At 61.2% G+C, this 22326-nt stretch carries 27 protein-coding genes; 8 read left to right on the top strand and 19 right to left on the bottom strand.

Going from position 1 to position 22326, the window contains the following annotated elements; genetic code table 11:
- Positions 1–9: 9 nt before the first annotated feature.
- The 15 genes from BLS57_RS10865 to BLS57_RS10795 all read right to left on the bottom strand — a co-directional run bounded on the left by BLS57_RS10865 (position 10) and on the right by BLS57_RS10795 (position 8148).
- A complete protein-coding gene (locus BLS57_RS10865; RefSeq protein ID WP_093742132.1) occupies positions 10–927 on the bottom strand; it encodes a phage minor head protein in 918 nt (305 codons plus the stop codon).
- Positions 924–1184 (bottom strand): hypothetical protein, encoded by a 261-nt coding sequence (locus tag BLS57_RS10860; RefSeq protein ID WP_093742131.1) that lies wholly within the window; start codon positions 1182–1184, stop codon positions 924–926. The genes BLS57_RS10865 and BLS57_RS10860 overlap by 4 nt, the downstream gene beginning before the upstream one ends.
- 88 nt (positions 1185–1272) lie before the next feature.
- Positions 1273–1467, bottom strand: coding sequence for a hypothetical protein (locus tag BLS57_RS10855; RefSeq protein ID WP_093742129.1), 195 nt, complete (start codon positions 1465–1467; stop codon positions 1273–1275).
- 8 nt (positions 1468–1475) lie between these two features.
- Positions 1476–1814 (bottom strand): hypothetical protein, encoded by a 339-nt coding sequence (locus tag BLS57_RS10850; RefSeq protein ID WP_093742128.1) that lies wholly within the window; start codon positions 1812–1814, stop codon positions 1476–1478.
- A 1-nt stretch (position 1815) separates the two neighbouring features.
- Positions 1816–2028 carry an ogr/Delta-like zinc finger family protein gene (locus BLS57_RS20135; protein ID WP_167356409.1) on the bottom strand — a complete coding sequence of 71 codons (213 nt, stop codon included), beginning with the start codon at positions 2026–2028 and terminating at the stop codon, positions 1816–1818.
- Positions 2015–2509, bottom strand: a complete 495-nt coding sequence (locus BLS57_RS10840; RefSeq protein ID WP_093742122.1) for a regulatory protein GemA — start codon at positions 2507–2509, stop codon at positions 2015–2017. Before BLS57_RS10840 ends, BLS57_RS20135 begins: the two co-directional genes overlap by 14 nt.
- Before the next feature lie 51 nt (positions 2510–2560).
- Complete coding sequence (locus tag BLS57_RS10835; protein WP_093742119.1) at positions 2561–2800, bottom strand: hypothetical protein; 240 nt, start codon at positions 2798–2800, stop codon at positions 2561–2563.
- A complete protein-coding gene (locus tag BLS57_RS10830) occupies positions 2797–3060 on the bottom strand; it encodes a hypothetical protein (RefSeq protein WP_093742116.1) in 264 nt (87 codons plus the stop codon). Before BLS57_RS10830 ends, BLS57_RS10835 begins: the two co-directional genes overlap by 4 nt.
- 58 nt (positions 3061–3118) lie before the next feature.
- Entirely contained in the window at positions 3119–3391 is a 273-nt protein-coding gene (locus BLS57_RS10825; RefSeq protein WP_049641802.1) for an HU family DNA-binding protein, read from the bottom strand.
- 50 nt (positions 3392–3441) lie between these two features.
- The gene (locus BLS57_RS10820; protein ID WP_093742113.1) at positions 3442–4056 is read right to left on the bottom strand and encodes a DUF3164 family protein; all 615 of its coding nucleotides are present in this window, start codon (positions 4054–4056) and stop codon (positions 3442–3444) included.
- A 52-nt stretch (positions 4057–4108) separates the two neighbouring features.
- The gene (locus BLS57_RS10815) at positions 4109–4585 is read right to left on the bottom strand and encodes a hypothetical protein (RefSeq protein WP_093742110.1); all 477 of its coding nucleotides are present in this window, start codon (positions 4583–4585) and stop codon (positions 4109–4111) included.
- Positions 4582–5307, bottom strand: coding sequence for an AAA family ATPase (locus tag BLS57_RS10810; RefSeq protein WP_093742107.1), 726 nt, complete (start codon positions 5305–5307; stop codon positions 4582–4584). Before BLS57_RS10810 ends, BLS57_RS10815 begins: the two co-directional genes overlap by 4 nt.
- On the bottom strand, positions 5304–7565 hold the full coding sequence (locus BLS57_RS10805; RefSeq protein WP_167356408.1) for a helix-turn-helix domain-containing protein: 2262 nt from the start codon (positions 7563–7565) through the stop codon (positions 5304–5306). The genes BLS57_RS10810 and BLS57_RS10805 overlap by 4 nt, the downstream gene beginning before the upstream one ends.
- A gap of 17 nt (positions 7566–7582) precedes the next feature.
- A complete protein-coding gene (locus tag BLS57_RS10800; RefSeq protein ID WP_093742103.1) occupies positions 7583–7873 on the bottom strand; it encodes a hypothetical protein in 291 nt (96 codons plus the stop codon).
- Positions 7870–8148 (bottom strand): hypothetical protein, encoded by a 279-nt coding sequence (locus BLS57_RS10795; protein WP_093742101.1) that lies wholly within the window; start codon positions 8146–8148, stop codon positions 7870–7872. Before BLS57_RS10795 ends, BLS57_RS10800 begins: the two co-directional genes overlap by 4 nt.
- A gap of 106 nt (positions 8149–8254) precedes the next feature.
- Here BLS57_RS10795 and BLS57_RS10790 point away from each other — a divergent pair, with 106 nt between their 5' ends.
- On the top strand, positions 8255–8908 hold the full coding sequence (locus BLS57_RS10790) for an XRE family transcriptional regulator (protein ID WP_093742099.1): 654 nt from the start codon (positions 8255–8257) through the stop codon (positions 8906–8908).
- A 243-nt stretch (positions 8909–9151) separates the two neighbouring features.
- On the opposite strand, the gene BLS57_RS10785 is transcribed toward BLS57_RS10790, so the two are convergent.
- Genes BLS57_RS10785 through BLS57_RS10775 form a run of 3 tightly spaced genes read right to left on the bottom strand, consistent with a single transcriptional unit; the run spans position 9152 to position 11250 of the window.
- Positions 9152–9631, bottom strand: coding sequence for a CinA family protein (locus tag BLS57_RS10785; protein ID WP_093742097.1), 480 nt, complete (start codon positions 9629–9631; stop codon positions 9152–9154).
- Positions 9632–10123, bottom strand: a complete 492-nt coding sequence (locus tag BLS57_RS10780) for a phosphatidylglycerophosphatase A family protein (protein WP_093742095.1) — start codon at positions 10121–10123, stop codon at positions 9632–9634. It abuts the gene before it with no gap.
- Entirely contained in the window at positions 10120–11250 is a 1131-nt protein-coding gene (locus BLS57_RS10775) for a bifunctional 2-C-methyl-D-erythritol 4-phosphate cytidylyltransferase/2-C-methyl-D-erythritol 2,4-cyclodiphosphate synthase (RefSeq protein WP_093742093.1), read from the bottom strand. The genes BLS57_RS10780 and BLS57_RS10775 overlap by 4 nt, the downstream gene beginning before the upstream one ends.
- Before the next feature lie 184 nt (positions 11251–11434).
- Between BLS57_RS10775 and dusB the strand changes: the two genes are divergently transcribed.
- The 5 genes from dusB (at position 11435) to ntrX (ending at position 18640) form a co-directional block, all read left to right on the top strand.
- On the top strand, positions 11435–12412 hold the full coding sequence (gene dusB / locus BLS57_RS10770; protein ID WP_093742091.1) for a tRNA dihydrouridine synthase DusB: 978 nt from the start codon (positions 11435–11437) through the stop codon (positions 12410–12412).
- Complete coding sequence (locus BLS57_RS10765) at positions 12409–13494, top strand: two-component system sensor histidine kinase NtrB (protein ID WP_093742089.1); 1086 nt, start codon at positions 12409–12411, stop codon at positions 13492–13494. The genes dusB and BLS57_RS10765 overlap by 4 nt, the downstream gene beginning before the upstream one ends.
- Position 13495: 1 nt before the next feature.
- Complete coding sequence (locus BLS57_RS10760; protein WP_093742087.1) at positions 13496–14884, top strand: response regulator; 1389 nt, start codon at positions 13496–13498, stop codon at positions 14882–14884.
- A 95-nt stretch (positions 14885–14979) separates the two neighbouring features.
- Complete coding sequence (locus BLS57_RS10755) at positions 14980–17235, top strand: sensor histidine kinase NtrY-like (protein WP_093742085.1); 2256 nt, start codon at positions 14980–14982, stop codon at positions 17233–17235.
- Positions 17228–18640 (top strand): nitrogen assimilation response regulator NtrX, encoded by a 1413-nt coding sequence (gene ntrX, locus BLS57_RS10750; protein ID WP_093742083.1) that lies wholly within the window; start codon positions 17228–17230, stop codon positions 18638–18640. The genes BLS57_RS10755 and ntrX overlap by 8 nt, the downstream gene beginning before the upstream one ends.
- A 66-nt stretch (positions 18641–18706) precedes the next feature.
- Here the strand turns inward: ntrX and BLS57_RS10745 are convergent, their stop codons facing one another.
- A complete protein-coding gene (locus BLS57_RS10745; RefSeq protein ID WP_244153663.1) occupies positions 18707–19201 on the bottom strand; it encodes a hypothetical protein in 495 nt (164 codons plus the stop codon).
- 128 nt (positions 19202–19329) lie between these two features.
- Here BLS57_RS10745 and trkA point away from each other — a divergent pair, with 128 nt between their 5' ends.
- On the top strand, positions 19330–20706 hold the full coding sequence (gene trkA / locus BLS57_RS10740) for a Trk system potassium transporter TrkA (RefSeq protein WP_093742081.1): 1377 nt from the start codon (positions 19330–19332) through the stop codon (positions 20704–20706).
- Positions 20657–22261 (top strand): TrkH family potassium uptake protein, encoded by a 1605-nt coding sequence (locus tag BLS57_RS10735; RefSeq protein ID WP_425274346.1) that lies wholly within the window; start codon positions 20657–20659, stop codon positions 22259–22261. Before trkA ends, BLS57_RS10735 begins: the two co-directional genes overlap by 50 nt.
- Positions 22262–22326: the final 65 nt, after the last annotated feature.

Genomic DNA, 22326 nt, shown 5'->3' with positions numbered 1-22326 from the left:
TTTATTTGCCTATCCGAAATAGGCAACCGTGATGGTTCGGCACCGGAAGTGATAGGGCGGACTGGCTATGTCGCTGGGGAGGTCCTCATCCGCGATCTCGCCGAGGTCCACATCATCACCGCCATTCATAGCCCAAGCGGCCTTGGCGCGGGGCTCATCGCGCTTACTCATGGCGTCCAGATACTCGGTTGTCTGGGCGCGCATCTTGGTCACCTCGATGATCCGGCCATGCATCTGGCGGCATATCTCGCTGGTGTTCTCATCCATCTGCGCGCGCACCTGGACGCGCTCGATGCCCGCCCGCTCATAGCCAGACACCCGCCCGATCTCGCGCGTCTTGGTTGCGGTGTGATCGGCCAGCATCTCCCAATAATGGCGGCTCCTATCCGTCATGCCCGCAAAGTCCTCGGCGAAACGCTGGGTCAACCCCTCGCGGGTCATGCCCTCGGTGAAATAGTCCTCAAGGATTTTGGCGATGGTGTTCTGGGTGCGGATATTCCAGCTATTGCCCACCCAATACAGATTGCCGGTCTTGAGCACATCGAGGGCATCGAGATCGGGGCGGGCAAAGGCGATGGCAACACCCGCCGCCTGGCCAACCTCCTCAGCGCCCGTGCGAAATAGCGCATCGGTCAAGTTGATCACCGGCTCGCGCATGGCGGCGGCAATCGCCTCAGGCCCCACCGAGGCCTCCAGGACGCGCATGATGGCGTCACCGTCCTCGCGGGTGAACTTGCCTGGCCCAAGGTCTCTCAGGCGGTCCAGGGCGGCGGCTATGCCCTCGCGCATGGCCTCAGACCAGGCATTGGTCATGCCCGTCTGGAGCTCACCATAGAGGCGCTGATAGGCCTCAGCATCCTTGATCACCACTGAGCGCGCCAGGCGGCGCGTGGCGGCGCTTTTGATTGCATCCTCAGCCAGGCTCATGCGTCACCTCGATCCGCAAGAGGGCGGCAATCGGTTACCTCATCAACGGATAGGTTGATAAAACGGCCATCAAAGAACTCGGCCACGGGACGCACCCAGACCTGACCATCCCAGAGAGAGCGATAAATCGCCGCCTGGACTACACCATCCTCGATGAGGGCCGTGTCGGTTTCTAAGCGGTAAAGCCCGCCCGATTTGACGTGTTGCCAGATTTCAGATTGTCGCTGGGCAGCGCTCAGCGCGATGGGTTTGGTCATGATTGGTCCTTTCGTTTGGAAGTCTGTGGAAGTCTCTGGAAGGCCAGCCCAATTCCAGATCGGCCAGATCGGGCTGAGATGGGGCGGGCTAATGCACGGTGGGCCGCTTTCGCTGATTTGGCACCTCCTGCATGGTCAGGATGAAATCGATGCCCTCGACCTCAACCACTATGCCGATCAGGTTGCCATCATCGGTGAGGCTAATGATCTCTTGGGGCAGTTGGCCGGTGCCAAGAGGCTTGAGCGCCTCAGCAATTTTGACCGCTTTGGGGAGGTGTTTCATGGAGTTTCCTACTCTTTGCCATCAGCTCGGCGCATGCGCCGGATGTTTCTGTTCATGATCCGCTTGCGCTCAGCCTTGAGCTCTTTGATCGCTTGCTCACGGCGGACGATGCGAGCCTGGAGCGTTCCGAGGCGCATGAGCTCCTCCTCGGTCGCATAGGCTGTCCAGGGCGCGCCGCATTCAAACGGCTCGATCTCCAGATCGGCGCGAGGACCGATCACCTCAAAGAGGCGCATGGCCAGATCATCGAGAGTGAGCGCCACATCATCGGGGGCACCATTGTGGCCGATCCCCGCCAAGGGTTGTGCAGCGGGTGCCGCTACACGGCCCTTGCCTCTCGCCCCCATTTTAACTGGCTTTCGAGGTGTTAGCGGTTTCAAAGAGATCGGGCGCAGGTGCCTTTTTCGAGCTCTCATATCCGCGCAATTCGCGATCCTCGATCTCCTCCCAGGTGGAGAAGCGATGGCCGCATATGCGGCATTGGCGATAGCGTTGCTTGAGGGTTCCGGCTGGCTTGGTCGCATAGACGTAGGCGCGGCCACCGCATTTAGGACACTGCATTGCCGCCCCCCTCATTGGTGTCCTGGCGCTCGTCCACCCAGACCTCCAGGCCCATGATAACCTTGCTCGCCTGGGTGCGGCTCAGGAACTTTGTGGAGCTCACCTTGGCCGTGCGTTGCACAAAGGACCGCAAGCGCTCATCCTCCAGGCCTTGCGCCCAGCCCATTGCACGGCCAAGCGCGGCGATCTTGGCCCATTGGGATGATGTGGGGCGCTCCTCGCCACTGGCCGTGGGGCCTTTGCCGCCAATGGATCGATCAGGGATCAGGCCATCCTTGCGCATCATCTTGATCAGATCGATGCGCTGGCCGGTGCTCAGCTTACCCGCCGAGCGTTTGCCGGTGTGGCGCTCCAGCCAATCCTCATAGGCCTCGCGACCATCGCCCCCTTTTGAGACATCACCAAAGAGCCGCTTGACTCCGATGTGGATCATGGCCAGATCGCTATTGCGGCGCTGTGGGGATGTCTTTGGGTTGCTCATATCAAGTCCTCATCGATGGCGAACTCAGCGCCATTCCAGTTTAATTTGTGCTCAAGCGATCCCTGGGAGCGGGAGCTCCTCTTGGTCCATCATTACGAAAGCCTCGCGGATGTGGTCCGGCAGAGTGGCAAATTCGACTGACCATTCACCTTTTGCGGGAGTGGTCAAGCGCATGTCAGCACCGTACCAGGAGCGGCCCTGGCTGGCGCGATAGGCCATGCGGCGCACATGCTTGCGCGTGAGGCCTGAGACCTTGGCGATCTCAGTGATGGTGACGTGTTGCGGGGTCATGGGCTTTCTCCAGGAGCGGGCAACGCAAGCCTCGGCGCTTTCTCGATCTGCTTTGGTTTCGCCGTTGACTTTGGTCTCGCGCGGCTGGCCTTTGCGGCCTCTTTCTGGGCGGTAGCGATGGCGTCGAGGCTCTCCACATCCATCGCCATATCGAGGGCACGACTATACTCGACCTCGATCTTGAGGATGTGTTTGCCCGCGCGCGATGTGCCGGAATACGTTTTGAGTTTTTGACCTTCACGGTCGGACAGAAAGAACATTCTGAGGCTCCTGGATGGTGCCACCGCGCTGAGCGAGGATCAGCGCGGTGGCGACTGGTTAGGCGACGTGATCAGCCAGGCCCTTGAGGACCTTTACCGAAACAACGGTCTTGGCGGCGATGTCGATCTCCTCACCAGTCTTGGGGTTGCGGCCTTTGCGGGCGGCGCGCTCTTTGGTGTCGAGCTTGAGCAAGCCAGGGATGGTCACATCCTCACCCTCGCCGAGCGCCTTGGATGTGACGTTGGCCAGGGAAGTCAGGACCGCATCAACGGTTGCGGCGCTCTCACCGGCATCGGCTGAGATGGCTTTCAAAAGGTCTGCTTTTGTCATGGTTTCTTACCTTGTATTGTGGCCGTTTTGGCCGTTGGGTTGTGGCTCGGTTAGACCGATGCCAGGTCCAGAGGGATCGCCTTGCGGCCCCCCTCAAGATCGGTTTCATAGAAGCGGATGTAGCTGCGCGATCCGGTCACCCGAACGGCATCAGAGATCGCATCCATCGCCTTGGTCCAGATCGGATCATCGATCTCCAGGCGGCGAAGGCCGAGCACTCGGCCCGTGTCGATGTTGCGCTCTTTGTTGACGCGGAAAGCGTCATTCACCAGCACCTTGATGTTGTTATTGGAGCCCTTGGACCATTTGCCGATGCACTCATCGATCAGCTCTTTGGCCGCTTGCAGCTCGACGCCGAAATCGATGGTCTCAGAGACTTGGACCTGGACCATCATCTCACCATCATAGGAGCGCAGGGTCATGTTGCCCTTGGCACCGCCCTTGGTGGCACCGTATTGCTCGGCGATCATGGCGCGGAATGCCTGGGCATCGCCCATCGCATCGGCCTTGAACTTGGCAAGCTGGGCGCTCAAGGCCTTGGCCTGATCGATCAGGCGGCGCACCGTCTTATCCTCTTGGATATGGGCGGGCTTCACCTTGTTGATGGGCATCAGAGCGCCCTCGGCGTTCTTCATATAACCCTTTGGGATTTCATCGTTTTGCATTGTATTTCCTTTGGCTAGACGTGGGTTGCGGTTTGGTTTTGGGGTTGGGAGGTCAGACCTCCCCACATCCTCGGCCAATCGATCCGGCGTTGTCCTTGGCAACAAAATCGCGCCAGTGGACCCAGCCTTGGGGGCATGCAAAGCCCCACTCTCGGATGCGCGGGCCGGTGATGAATACGGTAATCGCTGGTGCGCCTGGGAGCATGAGGCGGTGCAGGAACTTAGCCCCGCGCCAGACCCACTCACCCTCAGACAAGCGGCGCACGATGTGATCCCCATTGCGGGCGCGATAGGCCTCATCGATCTGGCCCTCGACCATCAGCGAAAGCGACGGCCAAGGATGATCATGCAAGGCGCGATCATCATCATCGCGCATGATCACATGCACATAGATGTTGAGGAGCCGATTGCGGGGTATCCACCACCACCGCAGCATGTAAGGCTCATCAGCGCTCGGCCCGATTACAAAGTCAGGCTTGCGGTTCTCGATTAGCGCCTTGGCGCGTTTGGCGATTACACTGTTAATCATGACCGGCCTGCCATCCAAGCGGCGGCGGTCTCGACCACGCGCTCATCGATCTTGGTGATGCCCTCATTGGACATCAGGCGCTCGCATGCATCGGCAAGCTCCAGCGCTGAGCGCCACTGGCCCTGGGTCAGGATGCGGAACCGCTTGGCGGTGCCTTTGGTGACCTGGCCAAAACGTGGCGCAATCACATAGGCGGCGAGCTCGGCATCATCGGTGATGGGCTTCATCAGTACCTTTTTGGCCCCGATCCGCTGGCGAAGCTGGGCAAGATACACCCGCACCCGCGCCTCGATCAGGCGCTTGGCCAGAATGTCAGTGCCCGCCAGGATCAGACCTGCGCCGCCGATGTCAGACAGGCCGCGCAGCTTTTCGAGGGTGGCCCATTTGAGCTGATTGGCCTCATCGATGATGATCAGCTTGCCAGCGCACTCGCCCTTGATCTTGCGGAATAAGGTGGGTGCGGTGCCGCTCACATCGAGGCTTGCGCCACGGGCGTTCAAGCCCATTGCGATCTCCTCCAGGAGCGCCTTGTCACCCATGTCCATCCAGCACTCGACCCGCACCCCTTCAAACTCATCCGCGAGCCAGTTGGTTAGGGTGGATTTTCCGGTTCCTGGATCGCCGGTGATCTGGCCGATCTTGCTATATGGCCGAGCCTTGAGCACGGTTCGACACATCTCAAACGCTTGCTCGGCCTGGGCGGTCTTAATGAAATCGCTCATTCCTCATCCTCTGCAAATTGGAACCCAGCCAGGACCTCATTGGGGCCTGTTTTCCATTGCTCGACTGGGCCTTTGGGTTTCTTGTTTTCGGCCTCATCCAAGAGCGCCTTGCGGCTCTCCCCTTGCATGCGGGCCATGCGGTCGATGATCCCAGCGTCCACAATCGCGGCGATGGGAGCCTCTGGAGCATCGGGCATATGGGCGATGTGGCGCTCGGTTTCCTCGGTGAGGCTGAGGAGGGCCACATGCTTGCGCTTTTCGGCGATCTGGCGGCGGAATGCCTTGCCGCGCCGGTTGACCTCCTGAGCGCCAGCGCCATCTAGGACGCCAAAGGTTTGCTCAGGGAAGGCTTGGCAAATCAGCTCACCACCGGCGAAACAGAACACAAATTCGGGATTGAACGCGGGCACCCTGAGCGTGATCTTGTGATCGAGGCCGAGGAGCTCATCCGCATAGAAATACATGGTCTCGCCGCGCCGTGGGGTGTAGCTGACACGCCCGCGATCCGGCATGCGCTCGACCTCCTCAGCAAAGGCCAGGGCAAGGACCTCAGGGCGCGAGAGCGTGGTCTTACCCCATCCCCGATCAATGAAATTGCGCAAGGCCTCATTGGGGCTCATGCCCGCAAGCCGCCCATGCTGAGGGCGCTTGTGATACCACTCCAGAGCGGTGCCAGCGGTCTCAAGGAATGCATGCGCATCCCCATCAAATGCCACTGGGTCCTTGCCCTTGGCGTGGGTCTTTTTGTTCATGCGGTCGCCAGCGGTCCAGCCAGGGATTGTGGCGAAAAAGACTTGCTCGATGTTGCCAAAGGCACCCTCGATGCCTGGCTTGCCTTTCGCGTTGTAAGGCATCGAGCGCACAACCGCCTCACGGCCATTGGCAACGCGCTTGGCGACATTGGGATCACCATCAAGATCAAAGACTTTGAGACCGCCCTGGGTGAGCTTTGAGAGCTGGGTGAAACCGCCGATCATGGCATCCCAGGAATACTCTGACCCGTTGTCGAGATAGAGCATCTCTGGGAGGCCCCACTCATCGACCATCGCCTCAAAGCTCTGGGCCACATGCTCGCGCCGGATGCCCTCACCAGGCTCGCAAAGCACAAACGTCATATGAATTTCATTGGTGGCCACATCATACCAGGCAATCGCCTTGGGATAGACCACCGTGCCATCCTCTCGGCGCATCATGATGTCCACGGGGTGAACGTCACCCACGACAATCTGGCGCGGTAAGAGACTGGAATAGTCACGCCGGATCGAGGGCATATAGTTGTCCTGGAACGTGGCGTTGTCTTTGTCCTTGATCGCCAGGAGCGCATATTCGCGGTGATGCTCCACCTGGCGGCGGTTCACGTTGCAAAGGCCAAACTGGGTGCCCTTGGCGTTGGTGTCGCCACATCGGCCCAGCTCAAGCGCATCAAAGGCCAGCACATTTAGGCCTCGGCTCATCTCGATCAGGCGGGTGGTGGATTTTTCAGTGACCGAGCGCCAGCCGCGCTCACCCGCCGCCCAAAGAGATCGGATATAGGTGGTCAGTTCATCGCTGATCTCGGCATGCTTGGCCGCATCGATATGCGCCTCAAAGAACGCATCCCAGGCACGGGTGACCTTTTGGCGCTTCGCACCTGTATCGGCGCGGCGCTTGCGGATCAGGCCATTCAAGCCCTCGGCCTCGAAATCGCGCACCCAGTTATATAGTGAGCGTTTGGTGAGCGTCTTGCGCTTGCCGTTTGGGAATAGGCGGGGGGTCTGGGCCAGCTCCTCGATCAGCTCAGCGCGCGCGGGCGAGCCTTTCTCAAGGATCAAGATGGGCCGGATCACCTCTTGCCGCCACCGCGCCAAGGCCAGATCGGCCTCAAAGCGCGCATCATTCTGATAGGTTTGCTCTGGCACCAAGACCGTTTTACCGGTCTCGGTGTCAGGCTTTTCATGGAGCGTGATGCCGTGGCCGATATACCAGCTCTCGCGCAGATCGGAGGGGAGGCTATCAACATGCACCTGGAGGGCCTTGCCGCCAGCACCGCCGCGCCCGATTTGGACCTCTTGGACCAGGAGATCAGCACCGCGCCAGCGGCGCGACATCATAGCCTTGCGAGCCATCCGATCTGACACACCAGCCAGATCGGCCAGAGCATCGGCGGTGAGCCACTTTTCGAGGTTCCGCAATGGTTCCGCAATAGGTTCCGCAATGCGGTCTAGCGTCAGGATTGCGGAACCCTCAGCGCTGGACCCTTGAAGGTCTGATTTTCGCAAAGCCTGCCCCATCGCCTCTACACCGCACCATCAAAGATGGCGCTCGCCCCTGAGCGGCACTTGGCGCACATTCTGTGTTGCGCTCCCTCGCTCATGAATTGGTCATTGCACGTCATGCACTTTCGGCGCTTTCGGCGCGCCTGGCGCTCCAGCGTGTCGCGCTTGTTCTCGGCCTGGGCGATTGGCCCAGGCCCCCAGACCTCGACACCATCCCTGGTGACGACCGCGAGCGCGCCAAAGCGCTCAACCTCAATAACGGCGGCACGTTGGGCGCACTCGGCGCGCTTGATGTTTGTGATCAAGCTCATGCCGCCGCCTCATTGCAGCGTTTGGCCTCAGCCTCGATGCGGGCGCGGTAGCTGATCGAGACCACCTCGCGGCCTGCGTCATTGATCATGCGCGAGAGGAGCTCTTTGCCGCGATCACCGCCAGATTGGCCATAAGTAGCCTGGCGCGCGGTAGTGCGGTTCACGTTGTTCTCGACGCACCAGGCGTCAAAACTGGACCCACTCGCCTTGAAAGCGCCTGCGATAACCTCATGCAGGATCACTCCAGGCTGGAAGATGTTGTCAGAAAGTGTCATATGTTGCCTCATGTCTCGATGTGCCGTGGGGGCATGAGCCAGAATATGACCAATAGTTACACTCCAAGCAAGGGGATATTGACCAATATGGGCAATAAATCTGTAAATGCCTGAATTTAACGATAATATTTCCCAGATTAGGCGCAACATGGGTCTATCACGCGAAGCATTTGCCGAGCCGTTGGGAGTTTCGGCTGACAAAATTCGCCATATCGAAACGGGAAAGCAGCGCGCCGATCACGAAGTCTTGGGAGCGCTGAGGACTGTTTACGGGGTGGACCTCAATGAGCTCTTTGAGGGTGAGATTGGTTCCGAAACCGGCACGGCGAGCGCCCCATCATTTGTGACGGTTCCGAAATACACCGTTTCCGCAAGCGCCGGTAATGGCGGCTCTTTCGTCTCTGATCCCCTGGAGATCACGCACTATGCGTTTCAAGAGAGCTGGATCAAAGGCAAGGGCCTCGACCCCAAGATGCTCCACATCGTGCGGGTCAAGGGTGACAGTATGGAACCCAAGCTGATCGATGGTGATCTGATTTTGGTGGATCGAGCCCAAGCCATGCCATCCGATGGCAGCACATACGTGGTGCGAATATGGGATGAGCTGGTGGTCAAGCACGTCCAGAGGACGGGCAAGGATAGCATCTCATTGATTAGCGCCAATAAGGTTTACCCACCGCGCGAGCTCGACCTTCCGTTGGATGAGGCCAGTTTTGAGATCATCGGGCGAGTGGTCGCATCGATGCATGAATGGCCATAGTTGATGCCGCGTTTGGTGAGTTGCGGCATCAGGTGGCGCTAATGCAAAATAAAACGTACCGTTTTCGACAATCGGCCAATTTTGCCCGCGTTTATCGGATCGCCTGTAAACAAAGGCCTTTCAGAGATGAGCCCTCTTGCCCAATGCAATTTACACCGTGCTCACCAATGCACTTTATTCCGATCCCCCCCAATTCCTGCCTCCGGCGGAAGTATTTTTAGCCAAAAAGAGCGGGGGGTGCGTTCAGTTTGCGAGGGTCGTGTAACCTTGCAGGAGGAGCGCCATAGCGTGGTCGCGGGCGGCGCGGCGGACGGCGTCGCGGCCTTGGGCACCGAACTCTACGATTTCTGTTTGAACGCCGGTTGCGGTGGCGAGGCCAAAGCAGACGCGGCCTTCGGGTTTGTGCTCTGATCCGCCGGGTCCAGCGATGCCAGTAATAGAGACGGCGATTTGTGCGTCAGAGTGCTGCAATGCGCCGCGGGCCATTTCCTCGGCGACCTGTTCTGACACCGCGCCGTGTTGCTTGAGCGTTTCGGGACTAACGCCGAGCATCGCGATCTTAGCCGCATTGGTATAGGTGACAAAGCCGCGATCCAGCAGCGCCGAAGAGCCGGGCAGGTCGGTCAATGCGGCGGCGAGCATACCACCGGTGCAGCTTTCCGCACAGGCGACCATTGCGCCAGTTTCCTTGGCACGGTCAAGCAGTTGCGCCGCAAGCGACATTTACAGGACTCCGTGATAAAGTGCGGCGAGCGCCATGACGCCAAGCGCGGCAAATATCCCGGCAAAGACATCGTCCAGCATCACGCCCAGCGGGCCGCCTTGGCGGTCGGCCCAGCCGACGATCAGGGGTTTCCAGATGTCGAACAGCCGGAACAGGGCGAAAGCGGCGATCCAACCGGGCCACATGGCGAGGATCGAGATTTGCATCGACCAAGCGGCATAGGACAGCGGGAGCAGCGCGATCCATTGGCCGACCAATTCGTCGATGACAACTTCGGACGGGTCATAATCGGCGCTGCCTGCGGTGTAACGCGCCGTTGCCCACCAGCCCAGCGGGAAGGCGAGGGCGAGGCCGATCACCAGCAGGGGAAAACCGCCTAGCACATGCAGCATCCAGGCATAGGGCAGGGCGATCAGCGACCCCCAGGTGCCGGGGGCAGGGCGGATGTGGCCGACGCCAAGCAGAGTCGCGATCAGATGGGCTGGGGTCATGTTTTCACCAATGTTGCTGTGGCCATACAGGCGATGCCTTCGCTGCGTCCGGTAAAACCGAGGCGTTCGCTGGTGGTGGCTTTGACGGACACGCGGTCGATTTCGATCCCCAGCATCTCGGCCATGGCGGCGCGCATCGGGGCGACGTGGGGCCCGATCTTAGGCGTTTCGCAGATCAGCGTGCAATCGACATGGGTGAGGGTGAACCCCATCTCGCGGGCGAGGTCTGCTGCATGGCGCAGGAAGATGTCGCTGCGCGCCCCCTTCCATTCGGGGTCGCTGGGGGGGAAGTGTTGGCCAATGTCGCCTCGTGCCAGCGCGCCATAGATTGCATCGGTGACGGTATGCAGCGCCACATCGGCGTCGGAATGGCCAACAAGCCCGTGGGTATGGGGAATGTCGACGCCGCAGAGGGTCACATGATCGCCGGGGCCAAAGGCGTGAACGTCAAATCCGTTGCCGGTGCGAATATCCATGCGGGTCTCCAAAAGGCGGGCGGCGCGGGCAAAATCCTCGGGCCGGGTGATTTTCAGGTTATCGGCGCTGCCTTGGGTGATGGCAACCTGTAGCCCGGCGGCGCGGGCGACTTCGACATCATCGGCGGCGGGGCCGTCATAGGCGGCGTGGGCAGCGCGGATCGCGGCGAGGTCAAAGCCCTGCGGGGTTTGGGCGGCGAACAAGTTGCTGCGGTCTTGGGTGCCGGTGACCGTGCCGTCGGCTCCGCGCCATAGGGCGTCGGTGACGGGCAGGCCGGGGGCGGCGGCTTGGTGGCCGGTCAGCGCATCGATCACACCGCTGATGACCTCGGCACTGACGCATGGGCGGGCGGCGTCATGGATCAGCACTTTGTCGGCGGTCTTGATCGCCGCCAACCCGCGCTGGACGGAAGCTGCGCGTTCGGCTCCGCCGGTAGTTACAGTGATACCCTTGGCCGTAAACGCCGGCGCATGGTCCATGTCATCTTGATGCAGCACGAGCACGATCTCGGTGATCTTCGGCATGGCCTCGAACGCCGCCAGTGTATGGTCGATCACCCGCGCCCCGGCGAGCGGTTGCCATTGCTTTGGCTGCGGACCACCTGCGCGGCTGCCTCGGCCTGCGGCGACGATCAGGGCGGCGATGCTCATCGCGGATATCTCGGTAGGACAGTGGACATGGCTCTGTCTAGGCAAAGCGGCGGGGCGGCGCAATCTGGGGGCGCTGCTTAAAAATTAGGCAGTTCCGTGGCGCATAGCTGGTTTTCAGGCTAGTTTTATTGAGGTCCCCCCGCCGCAGGGCTACACAGCCAGAGACCGCACAAGGATTAATCATGTGACCGCCGACCCTCTGAAATTTACCCCTCCGGTTTTGCTGGCCCCGATGGCCGGGATCACCGACCTGCCGTACCGCAGCCTTGTGGCGCGATTCGGCGCGGGGTTGGTCGTCTCCGAAATGGTCGCCAGTCAGGAACTGCTGAGCCGCCGCCCCGGCACGCGCGAGAAAGCGGAGCTTGGGCTTGGCGTGGTTGGCACCTCGGTGCAGCTTGCGGGGCGTGAGGCCGAACCAATGGCCGAAGCCGCGCGGATGGTGGAGGCGATGGGGGCCGAGATCATCGACATCAATATGGGCTGCCCGGCCAAGAAGGTTACGCAGGGGGCCTCAGGCTCAGCGCTGATGAAAACGCCGGACCACGCGCTGCGGCTGATTGAGGCGGTGGTGGGCGCGGTCAATGTGCCGGTTACGCTGAAGACCCGACTGGGTTGGGACGACAATATGCTCAACGCCGCTCCGATCGCCAAACGGGCAGTGGACGCGGGCGTGCAGATGATTACGATCCACGGGCGCACGCGCTGTCAGTTCTATAAAGGTCACGCCGATTGGGCCGCGATCCGGGCGGTGAAAGAGGCGGTTTCGGTCCCGGTCATCGCCAATGGCGACATCACCAGCAGCCAAAACGCGCGTCAGGCCTTGGCGCTTTCAGGGGCGGATGGGGTGATGATCGGGCGCGGGGCGCAGGGGCGGCCATGGTTGCTCGCGCAGATCGCCCATGATCTTTACGGTTATCCGGCGCCGGAGGTGCCCACCGGCGCGGCTTTTGCCGATATGGTGGCCGAGCACTTTGAGGCCATTTTGCAATTCTATGGCCGCGACCTCGGAGGCCGTGTCGCACGAAAGCATCTGGGCTGGTACATGGACCACGCAGGCACGCCCGCCGATCTGCGCCGCGCTTTGTTGACGGCGCGTGAGGTCGATACGACATTCGCCCTAATCGCCGCTGCCATGACCCCCGAGCATGCGGTCGCTGCATGAGCCCGGTCGTCGAAGAGCAGCAGGTTTGGACGTCCTTGCCGGTGCCTGCCTTCATCGTCGGAGCAGATGATCGGGTCACGAACATTAACCCCGCCGCCGAAGGCTTCTTGAACACGTCAGCTCGGACCGCGCGGGGTGTGCCGCTGTGGAAGCTGATCGCCGTGGACCATCCGCTTGAAGCTGCCTTTGCCCGTGCCCGCGCGCAGGGCACCCCGCTTTTTGTGAATGACGTGGACGTAGGCGCGATGCAGCGTGCGCCCTTGCAATGCGGGCTTCAAATCGCGCCCCTGTCAGGGGGGGCAGGGCAGATGATCCTGATGATCACCCCGCGCGAATTGGCCGGGCGGGTGACGCAGGACCACAGCGTCAAATCTGCCGCCAAATCCGCTATCGGCATGGCTGAGATGCTGGCCCATGAGATCAAAAATCCTCTCGCCGGGATCACCGGCGCCGCGCAGCTTTTGTCGATGAACCTTGGGCCGGATGATCTGGAACTGACCGATCTGATCGTCGCCGAAAGCCGCCGCATCGTGAAACTACTGGGGCAGGTTGAGCAATTCGGCAATCTTACGGCGCCAGAGCGCAAACCGGTGAACCTGCATGACGTGCTGGACCGCGCGCGGCGCTCGGCCTTGCTGGGCTTTGGGTCGAATATGAAGATTATTGAGGATTACGATCCCTCGCTGCCGCCTGCGCTTGGCGACAAAGACCAGCTCTTGCAGGTCCTGTCGAACCTGATCCGCAACGCCTCTGAAGCGGCGGGCGAGGCGGGCGGCACGATCCGTCTGCGCAGTTTTTACGAACATGGCTTTCAACTTCGCCGTGCCGATGGCGATGGCCAGCCGCTGCCCTTGCAGATCGAAGTTATTGATGACGGCCCCGGCCTGCCGGAACAGATCCGCACAGATGTTTTCGACCCCTTCGTTTCGGGCCGCGAGAACGGCACCGGCTTGGGGTTGGCACTGGTGAGCAAGATTATTTCAGATCACGGCGGCTGGATTTCCGTCGCCTCCGCCCCCGGGCGCACTGTTTTTCGCATTTCGCTGCCGCGTGCTTCGGCGGCTGACCTTCAGGAGAATTGATATGGACGGGACCATCCTCGTCGCCGATGACGACCGCACGATCCGCACTGTTTTAACCCAAGCGCTCACCCGCGCGGGCTGCAAGGTGCATGCGACCTCGAGCCTGACCACGCTGATGCGGTGGGTTGGCGAGGGTAAAGGCGATGCGGTGATCTCCGATGTGATTATGCCGGACGGTAACGGGTTAGAAATGCTGCCGAAAATTGCGCAGGATCGGCCCGGCCTGCCGGTCATCGTGATTTCGGCCCAAAACACGATCATGACGGCGATCAAGGCGAATGAAGCTGAGGCTTTCGACTATTTGCCCAAGCCGTTTGACCTGCCTGATCTGATGAAACGCACCGCCCGCGCGCTGGAGCAAAGCGCGAACCTGCCGCGCCGGGGCGGTAGTGCGCCGGATGAAGCGAGTGCTGAGGGGGACGACTTGCCGATGATCGGGCGCACCCCGGTCATGCAGGCGCTCTACCGCGCAGTGGCGCAGGTCCTGAACAGCGATCTGCCGGTCTTGATCCGCGGCGAGAGCGGCACCGGGAAATCGCTGATCGGGCGGGCGATCCATGATCTGTCGGATCGACGCAGCCTGCCGTTCATTACTTTGACCGAGATGGACCTTGTCGAAGTCGACGGCCCGGCGCAACTCTTGGCGCGGCTGCGCGGCGGCACGCTGATGATCGACGAAGTGGCTGATCTGCCGCTGGAGCACCAAGCGCGGCTGGTCCGCATGCTGGACATGCCCGGCGCGAAGGGCGAGGGCGGTGATGCGCCAAGCTTTATCGCCACCAGCCAAGCTGATCTCGAAGCCGCGATTGAAGATGGCAGTCTGCGCCGCGACCTCTATTTCCGCCTGACGGGGGCGACGATTGACGTGCCTGCTTTGCGTGACCGGGTTGAAGACATCCCGCTTTTGGCCGAGCATTTCTTGAGCAAGGACAACGGAGCGTCCCATGCCGTCACCCTGTCGGACGCTGCTGCACGGGCGCTGCAGAAAGCGCCTTGGCCCGGCAATGTGCGCCAGTTGGAACACACGATCCGGCAGTTGGCCCAAGCCAGCCTAGGCGGTGAGGTAACAGAGAGCGACGTGACCCGCTTGCTTGGTGCGCAATCGAGCCGTGCGCCCTTGCAGAAAGAGGCCGACAATGAGCGCATGGGCGCATCGGTCGAACGGCATCTGCGGCGCTATTTCGACCTGCATGGGGCCATGTTGCCCCCGCCCGGTCTCTACGCCCGCATCCTGCGCGAAGTCGAATTGCCGCTCATCGAAATCGCGCTTGCCGCCACGGCAGGCAATCAGGCGAAATGTGCGGCTTTACTGGGAATTAACCGAAATACCCTGCGGAAAAAGATCACCGACCTCGATATTGAGGTGACACGGGGCCGCAAGATGATGTAAAAGAGCCACATAACCGTGGCCATCGGGGAACTATCCCGGTCAGGACCACATAATATGGCGGTAGATGCAGCAATGCATCACAACATCGGTGAGGTATGCGGGTGGCAACCCGGTCACGCAGGTTCAAACTTGAGCGTTTGGGACGGCTGAGGCGCGTCAAACGGGTGCGCAACTGGTCCACTTTTGGACTGGTCGTGCTCGGCCCCGTCCTTGCACTCGCCACCTACCTCGCGCTCGGGCCGCTGGGGCAGGGGACGGACACTTTTAACCTTCGGCTCATTTTGCTGACCGATCTGGTCTATGTGCTGCTCGTCGCAGCGCTGGTGCTGATCCAAGTCGGGCGGCTGATCTCGGCCCGCCGCGCCAAATCGGCAGGCTCACGGCTGCACCTGCGCTTGACGGGTGTCTTCGCACTAATGGCGCTGATCCCGACGGTAACCGTGGCGATCTTTGCGGGGCTGACAGTGAATGTCGGGCTTGAAGGATGGTTCTCGGACCGAGTCAGCGGCGTGGTCGGCTCCTCGCTCGCGGCAGCGGAAGCCTATGAGGCCGAACAGCGCGAAGACCTGATCGCCGATGCCCAGACCCTCGCACGCAGCATCGACAACGCGCGGGCGCAGGGGATTGCACTGTCCGACAGCGAATTGTTGGGCGAGGGTCAACGACAGATCCAACGCGGGCTGCGCGAGGCCTTTCTGATCGACAGCACGGCCCAAATCCGCGCCCGCGGGGACCGTTCCTACCTCTTTGACTTTGAAGCCCCCACCGAAGAGCAGATCGCCGAGGCCACCGAAGAGGGGCTGTTGGTGATCGAGGACTGGCCCAACAACGAATTTCGCGCATTGGTGCCGATGGACGCCTATGTCGACCGTTACCTCTATATTTCCCGCGCGGTAGATGGGGAAATCCTGTCGCTACTGGATGAGACCAAGGAAACCGTGCGGCTCTACCAACAGCTCGAGTCCGAGCGTGGGCGGCTTCTGTTTGAATTCGCCCTTGTTTATCTGGGGTTTGCGGTCATTCTGATCCTTGCCGCGGTCTGGCTTGGCCTGTGGTTTGCCGAGCGTCTGTCCGGCCCGGTTGGGCGGCTCACCGGGGCGGCGCAACAGGTCGGCGCGGGTGACCTGAACGTACAGGTGCGCGAAGAAGAGGGTGACGACGAGATCGCCATGCTCGGGCGCTACTTCAACCAGATGACCCGCCAGCTCAAAGGCCAACGGGAGACTCTGCTGGAGAACACTGACCAAATTGAGCGCCGCCGCCGGTTGTTCGACTCTGTCTTGAGTTCCGTGACCTCAGGGGTTGTCGGGCTGGACCCAGAAGGGCGCGTCACTTTCGTGAACCGCTCGGCCATGCGCCTGCTGGACTGGTCCGAGGAGCAGCAAAGCCTCCCGTTGACCGTGGCGGTGCCGGAGTTCGGCCCGCTTTTTGAAACGGTCAAAACCGCATCCGGCGAGGTCGCGCAGGCCGAAGTCAAAGTCTCCCGCCAAGGGGAAATGGAAAACCTGCTGGTGCGCATGGCCACGCGGCGCGCCCAAGACGGCGCACTTGAAGGCTATGTTGTCGCCTTCGACGACGTCACTGATCTGGTCAGCGCACAGCGGATGGCTGCATGGGGCGACGTGGCGCGGCGGATCGCCCATGAGATCAAGAACCCGCTGACGCCGATCCAGCTCAGCGCCGAGCGGATCAAGCGCAAGTTCGGCCCGAAAATGGCCGAGGGCGACGACGCCGCGTTGGAGCAGATGACCGGCGTTATCATCCGCCAGACCGGCGACCTGCGCCGCATCGTCGATGAATTCTCCAAATTCGCCCGCATGCCAGAGCCGGAAACCAGCCGCCAGAACATCACCGATCTGCTGCGCGACGCCGTGCTGCTCCAGCAAACGCGGGAAGAAGGTGTGACCATCGACATGGACCTGCCCAAGACGCCCGTTATGGCCGATATCGACGCAACCATGATCTCCCAAGCGCTCACCAACTTGGTCAAGAACGCCGGCGAAGCGATTGAAACGCTTAAAGAAAAAGGTGCGCCGGACAACCTCAAGCCGGAGATCCGCGTCGCCTTGACTACCAAGGACCAACAGCTGCGCATCACCATCGCAGACAACGGCATCGGCCTGCCCGAAGACCGCGCGCGGCTGTTTGAGCCCTATGTCACAACCCGCAGTGAAGGCACCGGCCTCGGCCTGCCGATCGTGAAAAAGATTATCGAGGAACATGGCGGCAGCCTGACGCTCGAAACCGCGCCTGCCTTTGACGGGCAGGACCACCATGGGGCGATGGCGGTGATCACACTGCCACTGGCCGCCGACACAACAGCACAGCAAGGGGACAAGGCAGATGAGTGACATCCTGATTGTAGATGACGAACGCGACATCCGTGAGTTGATCTCGGATATTCTGCAGGACGAAGGCTTTGCCACCCGGCTGGCTGGAAACTCGGACGAGGCGATGGGCGAGATCAACACCGAAGCCCCTGCGCTGATCATTCTCGACATCTGGCTCAAAGACAGCCGGATGGACGGGATCGACATCCTGAAAACCGTGAAACGCGACAACCCGGATGTGCCGGTGGTCATCATCTCAGGCCATGGCAATATTGAGATTGCCGTGGCAGCAATCAAACAGGGCGCCTACGACTTCATCGAAAAGCCTTTTAATATCGATCAGTTGCTCGTCGTAATCCGCCGCGCCATGGAAACCTCGCGCCTGCGCCGCGAGAACCTGACCCTCAAACGCCGGGATACGACCACCGCCGAGATGATCGGCACCTCCGCCCCCTACCGCGCCTTGCTGAGCCAACTCGACAAGGTCACCAAATCCAATGGTCGCGTGATGCTGACCGGTCCCGCAGGCTCGGGCAAGGAAGTGGCCGCACGCTACATCCACGCCAATTCCGCCCGCGCTTCGGCGCCCTTCGTCACCGTGAACTGCGCCGGTGTGGCCCCGGACCGGATGGAAGAAGTCCTCTTTGGCCGCGAAACCCCGGACCGCGGTGTGGAACCCGGTCTGCTAGAGCAGGCCCATGGCGGGGTGATCTATTTTGACGAGGTCGCGGACATGCCGCTTGGCACCCAGTCGAAAATCCTGCGCGTGCTCGTGGACCAGCAATTCACCCGGGTCGGCGGCACGGACAAGGTGCGCGTTGACCTGCGCGTGATTTCCTCCACCAACCGCGATCTCGATCAGGCGATCAAGGCCGATACCTTCCGGCAAGAACTCTATCACCGCCTGAACGTCGTCCCTATCGCCGTGCCCTCGCTGGAAGAACGCCGCGAAGACATCCCGCTTCTCGCCGAGCATTTCATCGCCGAGTTCAACGCGTCCCAAGGCCTGCCTCAGCGCAGCCTGACAGAAGACGCCGTGGCGCTGATGCAAACGATGGTCTGGCCAGGCAATGTGCGGCAACTCAAGAACCTTGTGGAACGGGTGCTGATCCTCGGCGACGGCTCCGGCCCGATCGAAGCGCGCGAATTGCCGGGCGAAGAAGACGGCGGCGGCGAAGAAGGCCGCGTAGTCCTCTCCGGTGCACTGGCAACCCTGCCACTGCGCGAGGCGCGTGAGGCCTTTGAGCGGGAATATCTCCTGACCCAGATAAACCGTTTCGGCGGCAACATCAGCCGCACCGCAAATTTCGTCGGCATGGAACGCTCAGCGCTTCACCGCAAACTGAAATCGCTCGGCGTGGTCACCTCTGCCAAGGCCGGCGTCCGCGTAGCACATGTTGATGAAGAAGCCGAAGCGACCGGCTAACCCTAATTCTTTTTGGCCAAAAACACTTCGGGGAGCGCGAGGGGCCGGCCCCTCGCTTTCCCGCCCTCAGCCGCGCGTGACGATCTGAAAAGACCCGCCGTCATTGCGGATCACACAAGAGTTCTCGTTCAACGCGGGCAGTGTCGTGGTCGCGCGCGCCGGCGCGGCGCGGGCCACGCTGGCGGGGCATGCCGGGATCGACACAGGCGCAAAACCGCGGTCAGCCATACATTGTGTCTCCACCCGTTTGCGCAGAGCGACATTGGGATCAAAAGTCACCAGCTCGCCGGGCACGTAAAATCCGCCCTTTGTGACGCAATTGTTGTTGGCATCACAAATCTGGCGCGGCGGGATATAGCGCGGCGGCTCACGGCGCACTTGGGTTGAGACTGGCACATCGCGCAACGCCTGCACTTCGCAAGCGGTTGTCGCGCGGCTCACCTGAGCAACATTCGCGCCTGGTTTGTAATAGGTGTTCAGTGGCGCACAGGCCGCGGCCCCGAGGGCTGCGAGGCTGAGCCATAAAGCGGGGCGGGGCAGGCGATTGAGGATCTGTTTCATCCCCACATCATGCGCCCCTTGCCCTGCAAAGACAATTGATTTGACCCTTGCCATACCATCTGTCATGCCATCTAACCGACCTGATATGACCGCGGCCGCAAGGTAAGGCCAAGGGTAAGGAAGCCTTTATGAAGATCATCATTTGCGGCGCAGGGCAGGTGGGCTGGCAGATCGCCCGGCACCTCAGCGGGGAACGCAACGATGTCACGGTGGTCGACAGCAACGCCGAACTGATCCGCCGCGCCACAGATACGCTGGATGTGCAGGGCATCGCGGGTTTTGCGAGCTACCCCGATGTGCTTGACCGCGCCGGGGCGCGGGATGCTGAGATGATCATCGCCGCGACCCATTCGGACGAGGTCAATATGGTGACCTGTCAGGTCGCGCATTCGGTTTTTGGCATCAACCGCAAGATCGCCCGTCTGCGCAGCCAGTCCTATCTCGACGCGATTTACTCTGACCTCTACCGCCGCGATCACATGCCCATCGACGTGGTGATTAGCCCTGAAATGGAAGTCGCCACTGCCGCCCTGCAGCGGCTCAGTGCGCCTGCATCTTTCGACACCGAGACTTTCATGGACGGACAGGCGCAGCTTCTGGGCATCACTATCGACGAAGCCTGTCCTGTAGTGAACACGCCGCTGCGGCAGTTGACCGACCTGTTCTCCACCCTGCGCGCCGTGGTCGTGGGCGTACGCCGCGATGGCACGCTGTTCGCGCCCGAGGCAAAGGACCAGCTTTTCCCCGGTGACGACTGCTATGTCTTTTCGCATCACGAAGACATCGCCCGCACGATGGAGATTTTCGGCAAGCAGACCACCAAACAGGAACGTGTCGTGCTGGTCGGTGGCGGCAATGTCGGGTTGACTGTCGCGCAGCACCTTGAGGCTGGGCCGCTGCGCGTGCGCACCAAGATGATTGAGAAGAACCGCAAGAGCGCCGAACGGGCCGCCGAGGCGTTGGAGCGGACGATTGTCTTGAACGGCGACGGGCTGGACGCGGCCTTGCTGGCCGAAGCGGGAATCAGCCGGGCCGATGCGATGCTAGCGGTGACCGACGATGACAAGACCAATATGCTCGCCTGTGTACGGGCCAAGGCCGAAGGATGCGATTACGTTATCGCGCTGATCAATGACCCGACGCTGGTGCCGCTGATGACGCCCTTGGGCATCGACGCCTATATCAACCCGCGCGCCACTACCGTCAGCTCAATCCTGCGCCATATCCGCCATGGCCGTGTGCGGGCCGTCTATTCCATCGGTGATGCTGAGGCCGAGGTGATTGAAGCCGAAGTGCTGTCGACCTCGCCGCTGGCGGGCAAGAAAGTCTCAGAGATCGACTTCCCCGAAGGCGTGTTGATCGGCATGTTACGTAAAGAGGGCAAGGTGATCCGTCCCATGGGCAGCACCCGCATCGACGAGGGCGATGTGGTGGCGCTCTTTGCGCTGGCCGAGGATGTCCCACGGGTCGAACAGTTGCTACAGGTCTCGATCGACTTCTTCTAAACCCGGGGGGCCAAGGGTGCCGCAATCGATCACCATTCGCCGCGAGATTACCCAGCTGCCGCTGTTTCTGCAGTTGTTTGGTGTATCTGCGGTCTCGATGATTGTGCCGTCGATGCATGGGCTGGTGGCGAATGACCATCTGGCCAGCCGCGCTTTCCTCTACGCGGGGGTGCTGGGACTTGTAGCCTTTACGCTGATCGCCATCGCCCATGCCGGTCGCAAACCGCTGGACGGCGCGCTTGGGCCGCTTTTGTCGCTGCTGTCTGCCTTTGTTTTCCTGCCCGTCTTCTTTGCCGTGCCTTTTATCGAAGCGCTGCCGACCACGCGCTTCGTGAATGTCTACTTCGAGATGGTCAGCGCTCTGACCACAACCGGCGCGACGGTCTTTGACGACCCGAACCGTCTGAGCGACACGTTGCATCTCTGGCGTGCGCAGGTTGGCTGGATGGGGGGGCTCCTAATGTGGGTCACGGCATCTGCGATCCTTGCGCCCCTACACCTCGGCGGTTTTGAGGTGACGGCCCAAGCCGAACCGGGGCGGGCCGATGAGGGCTCCGGGGTGCGCGTGGGCCGCATCACACCGCGCCAACGCCTGCTGCGCACCACGCAAGCGCTCTTGCCGATTTATGTCGGGCTGACGCTGCTGCTCTGGCTTTTGCTGGTAATTGGCGGAGAGACCGCGCTCGTCGCCCTTTGTCATGCCATGTCCGTGCTGGCGACCTCAGGGATTTCACCGATCGGGGGGATCGAAGAGGCGCAGATCAATGTCTCCGGCGAGGCGGTGATGATGCTGTTTATGTTCTTCGCCCTGTCGCGGCTGACCTTCTCAAAGGACACGGTCACGGCGACCCAAGGCGGACTGATGACCGACCCCGAGTTCCGTATCGGCATCTTGGTCGTGGTCGGCGTGCCGCTTCTGCTTTTCGCCCGCCATTGGATCGGGGCCTTTGAAGTGGAGTTGGAAGTCGACGGCGTGCGCGCCCTGCATGCGCTGTGGGGCGCGATTTTTACGGTGATGTCCTTCCTCACTACCACCGGCTTTGTCTCGGAGCATTGGATCGAGGCGCAGGGCTGGTCTGGGCTGCGCACGCCGGGACTGGTGCTCATGGGCCTTGCGCTCATCGGCGGCGGGGTGGCCACCACGGCGGGCGGGGTGAAGCTCCTGCGAGTCTTTGCGCTTTATCAAAATGGTGTGCGCGAGATGGACCGGCTTGTTTATCCGAACTCCGTCAGCGGTGCGGGCACGGCGGGGCGGCGGTTGCAACGCAATGGCGCTTTCATCGCCTGGATCTTCTTTATGCTCTTCGCCATGTCACTGGCCGGTGTTACCTTGCTCCTTACGCTGACCGGTGCGCCATTTGACGCAGCAATGGTCATGTCGGTGGCGACTCTCTCGACCACCGGGCCGCTGATCGAACACGCTGCCGACGCGCCGATCCGGTTGATCGAACTGGGGATCGCGGCCAAGGCGATCCTTTGCGGTGCAATGGTGCTAGGGAGGCTCGAAACCTTGGCGATTATTGCGCTGCTGAGCCCCAATTTGTGGCGCGCTTGACACGATCCACCCTCAGTCACCCCTAGTTCGCTGATATTTAGTCTGGAAACTCGCGCCCGCCCACT

The organism is Sulfitobacter delicatus, assembly GCF_900102535.1.
Lineage (GTDB): Bacteria > Pseudomonadota > Alphaproteobacteria > Rhodobacterales > Rhodobacteraceae > Sulfitobacter > Sulfitobacter delicatus.
Note: the sequence above shows the minus strand (reverse complement) of the source record. Positions and strands in the feature narration are given on the sequence as shown.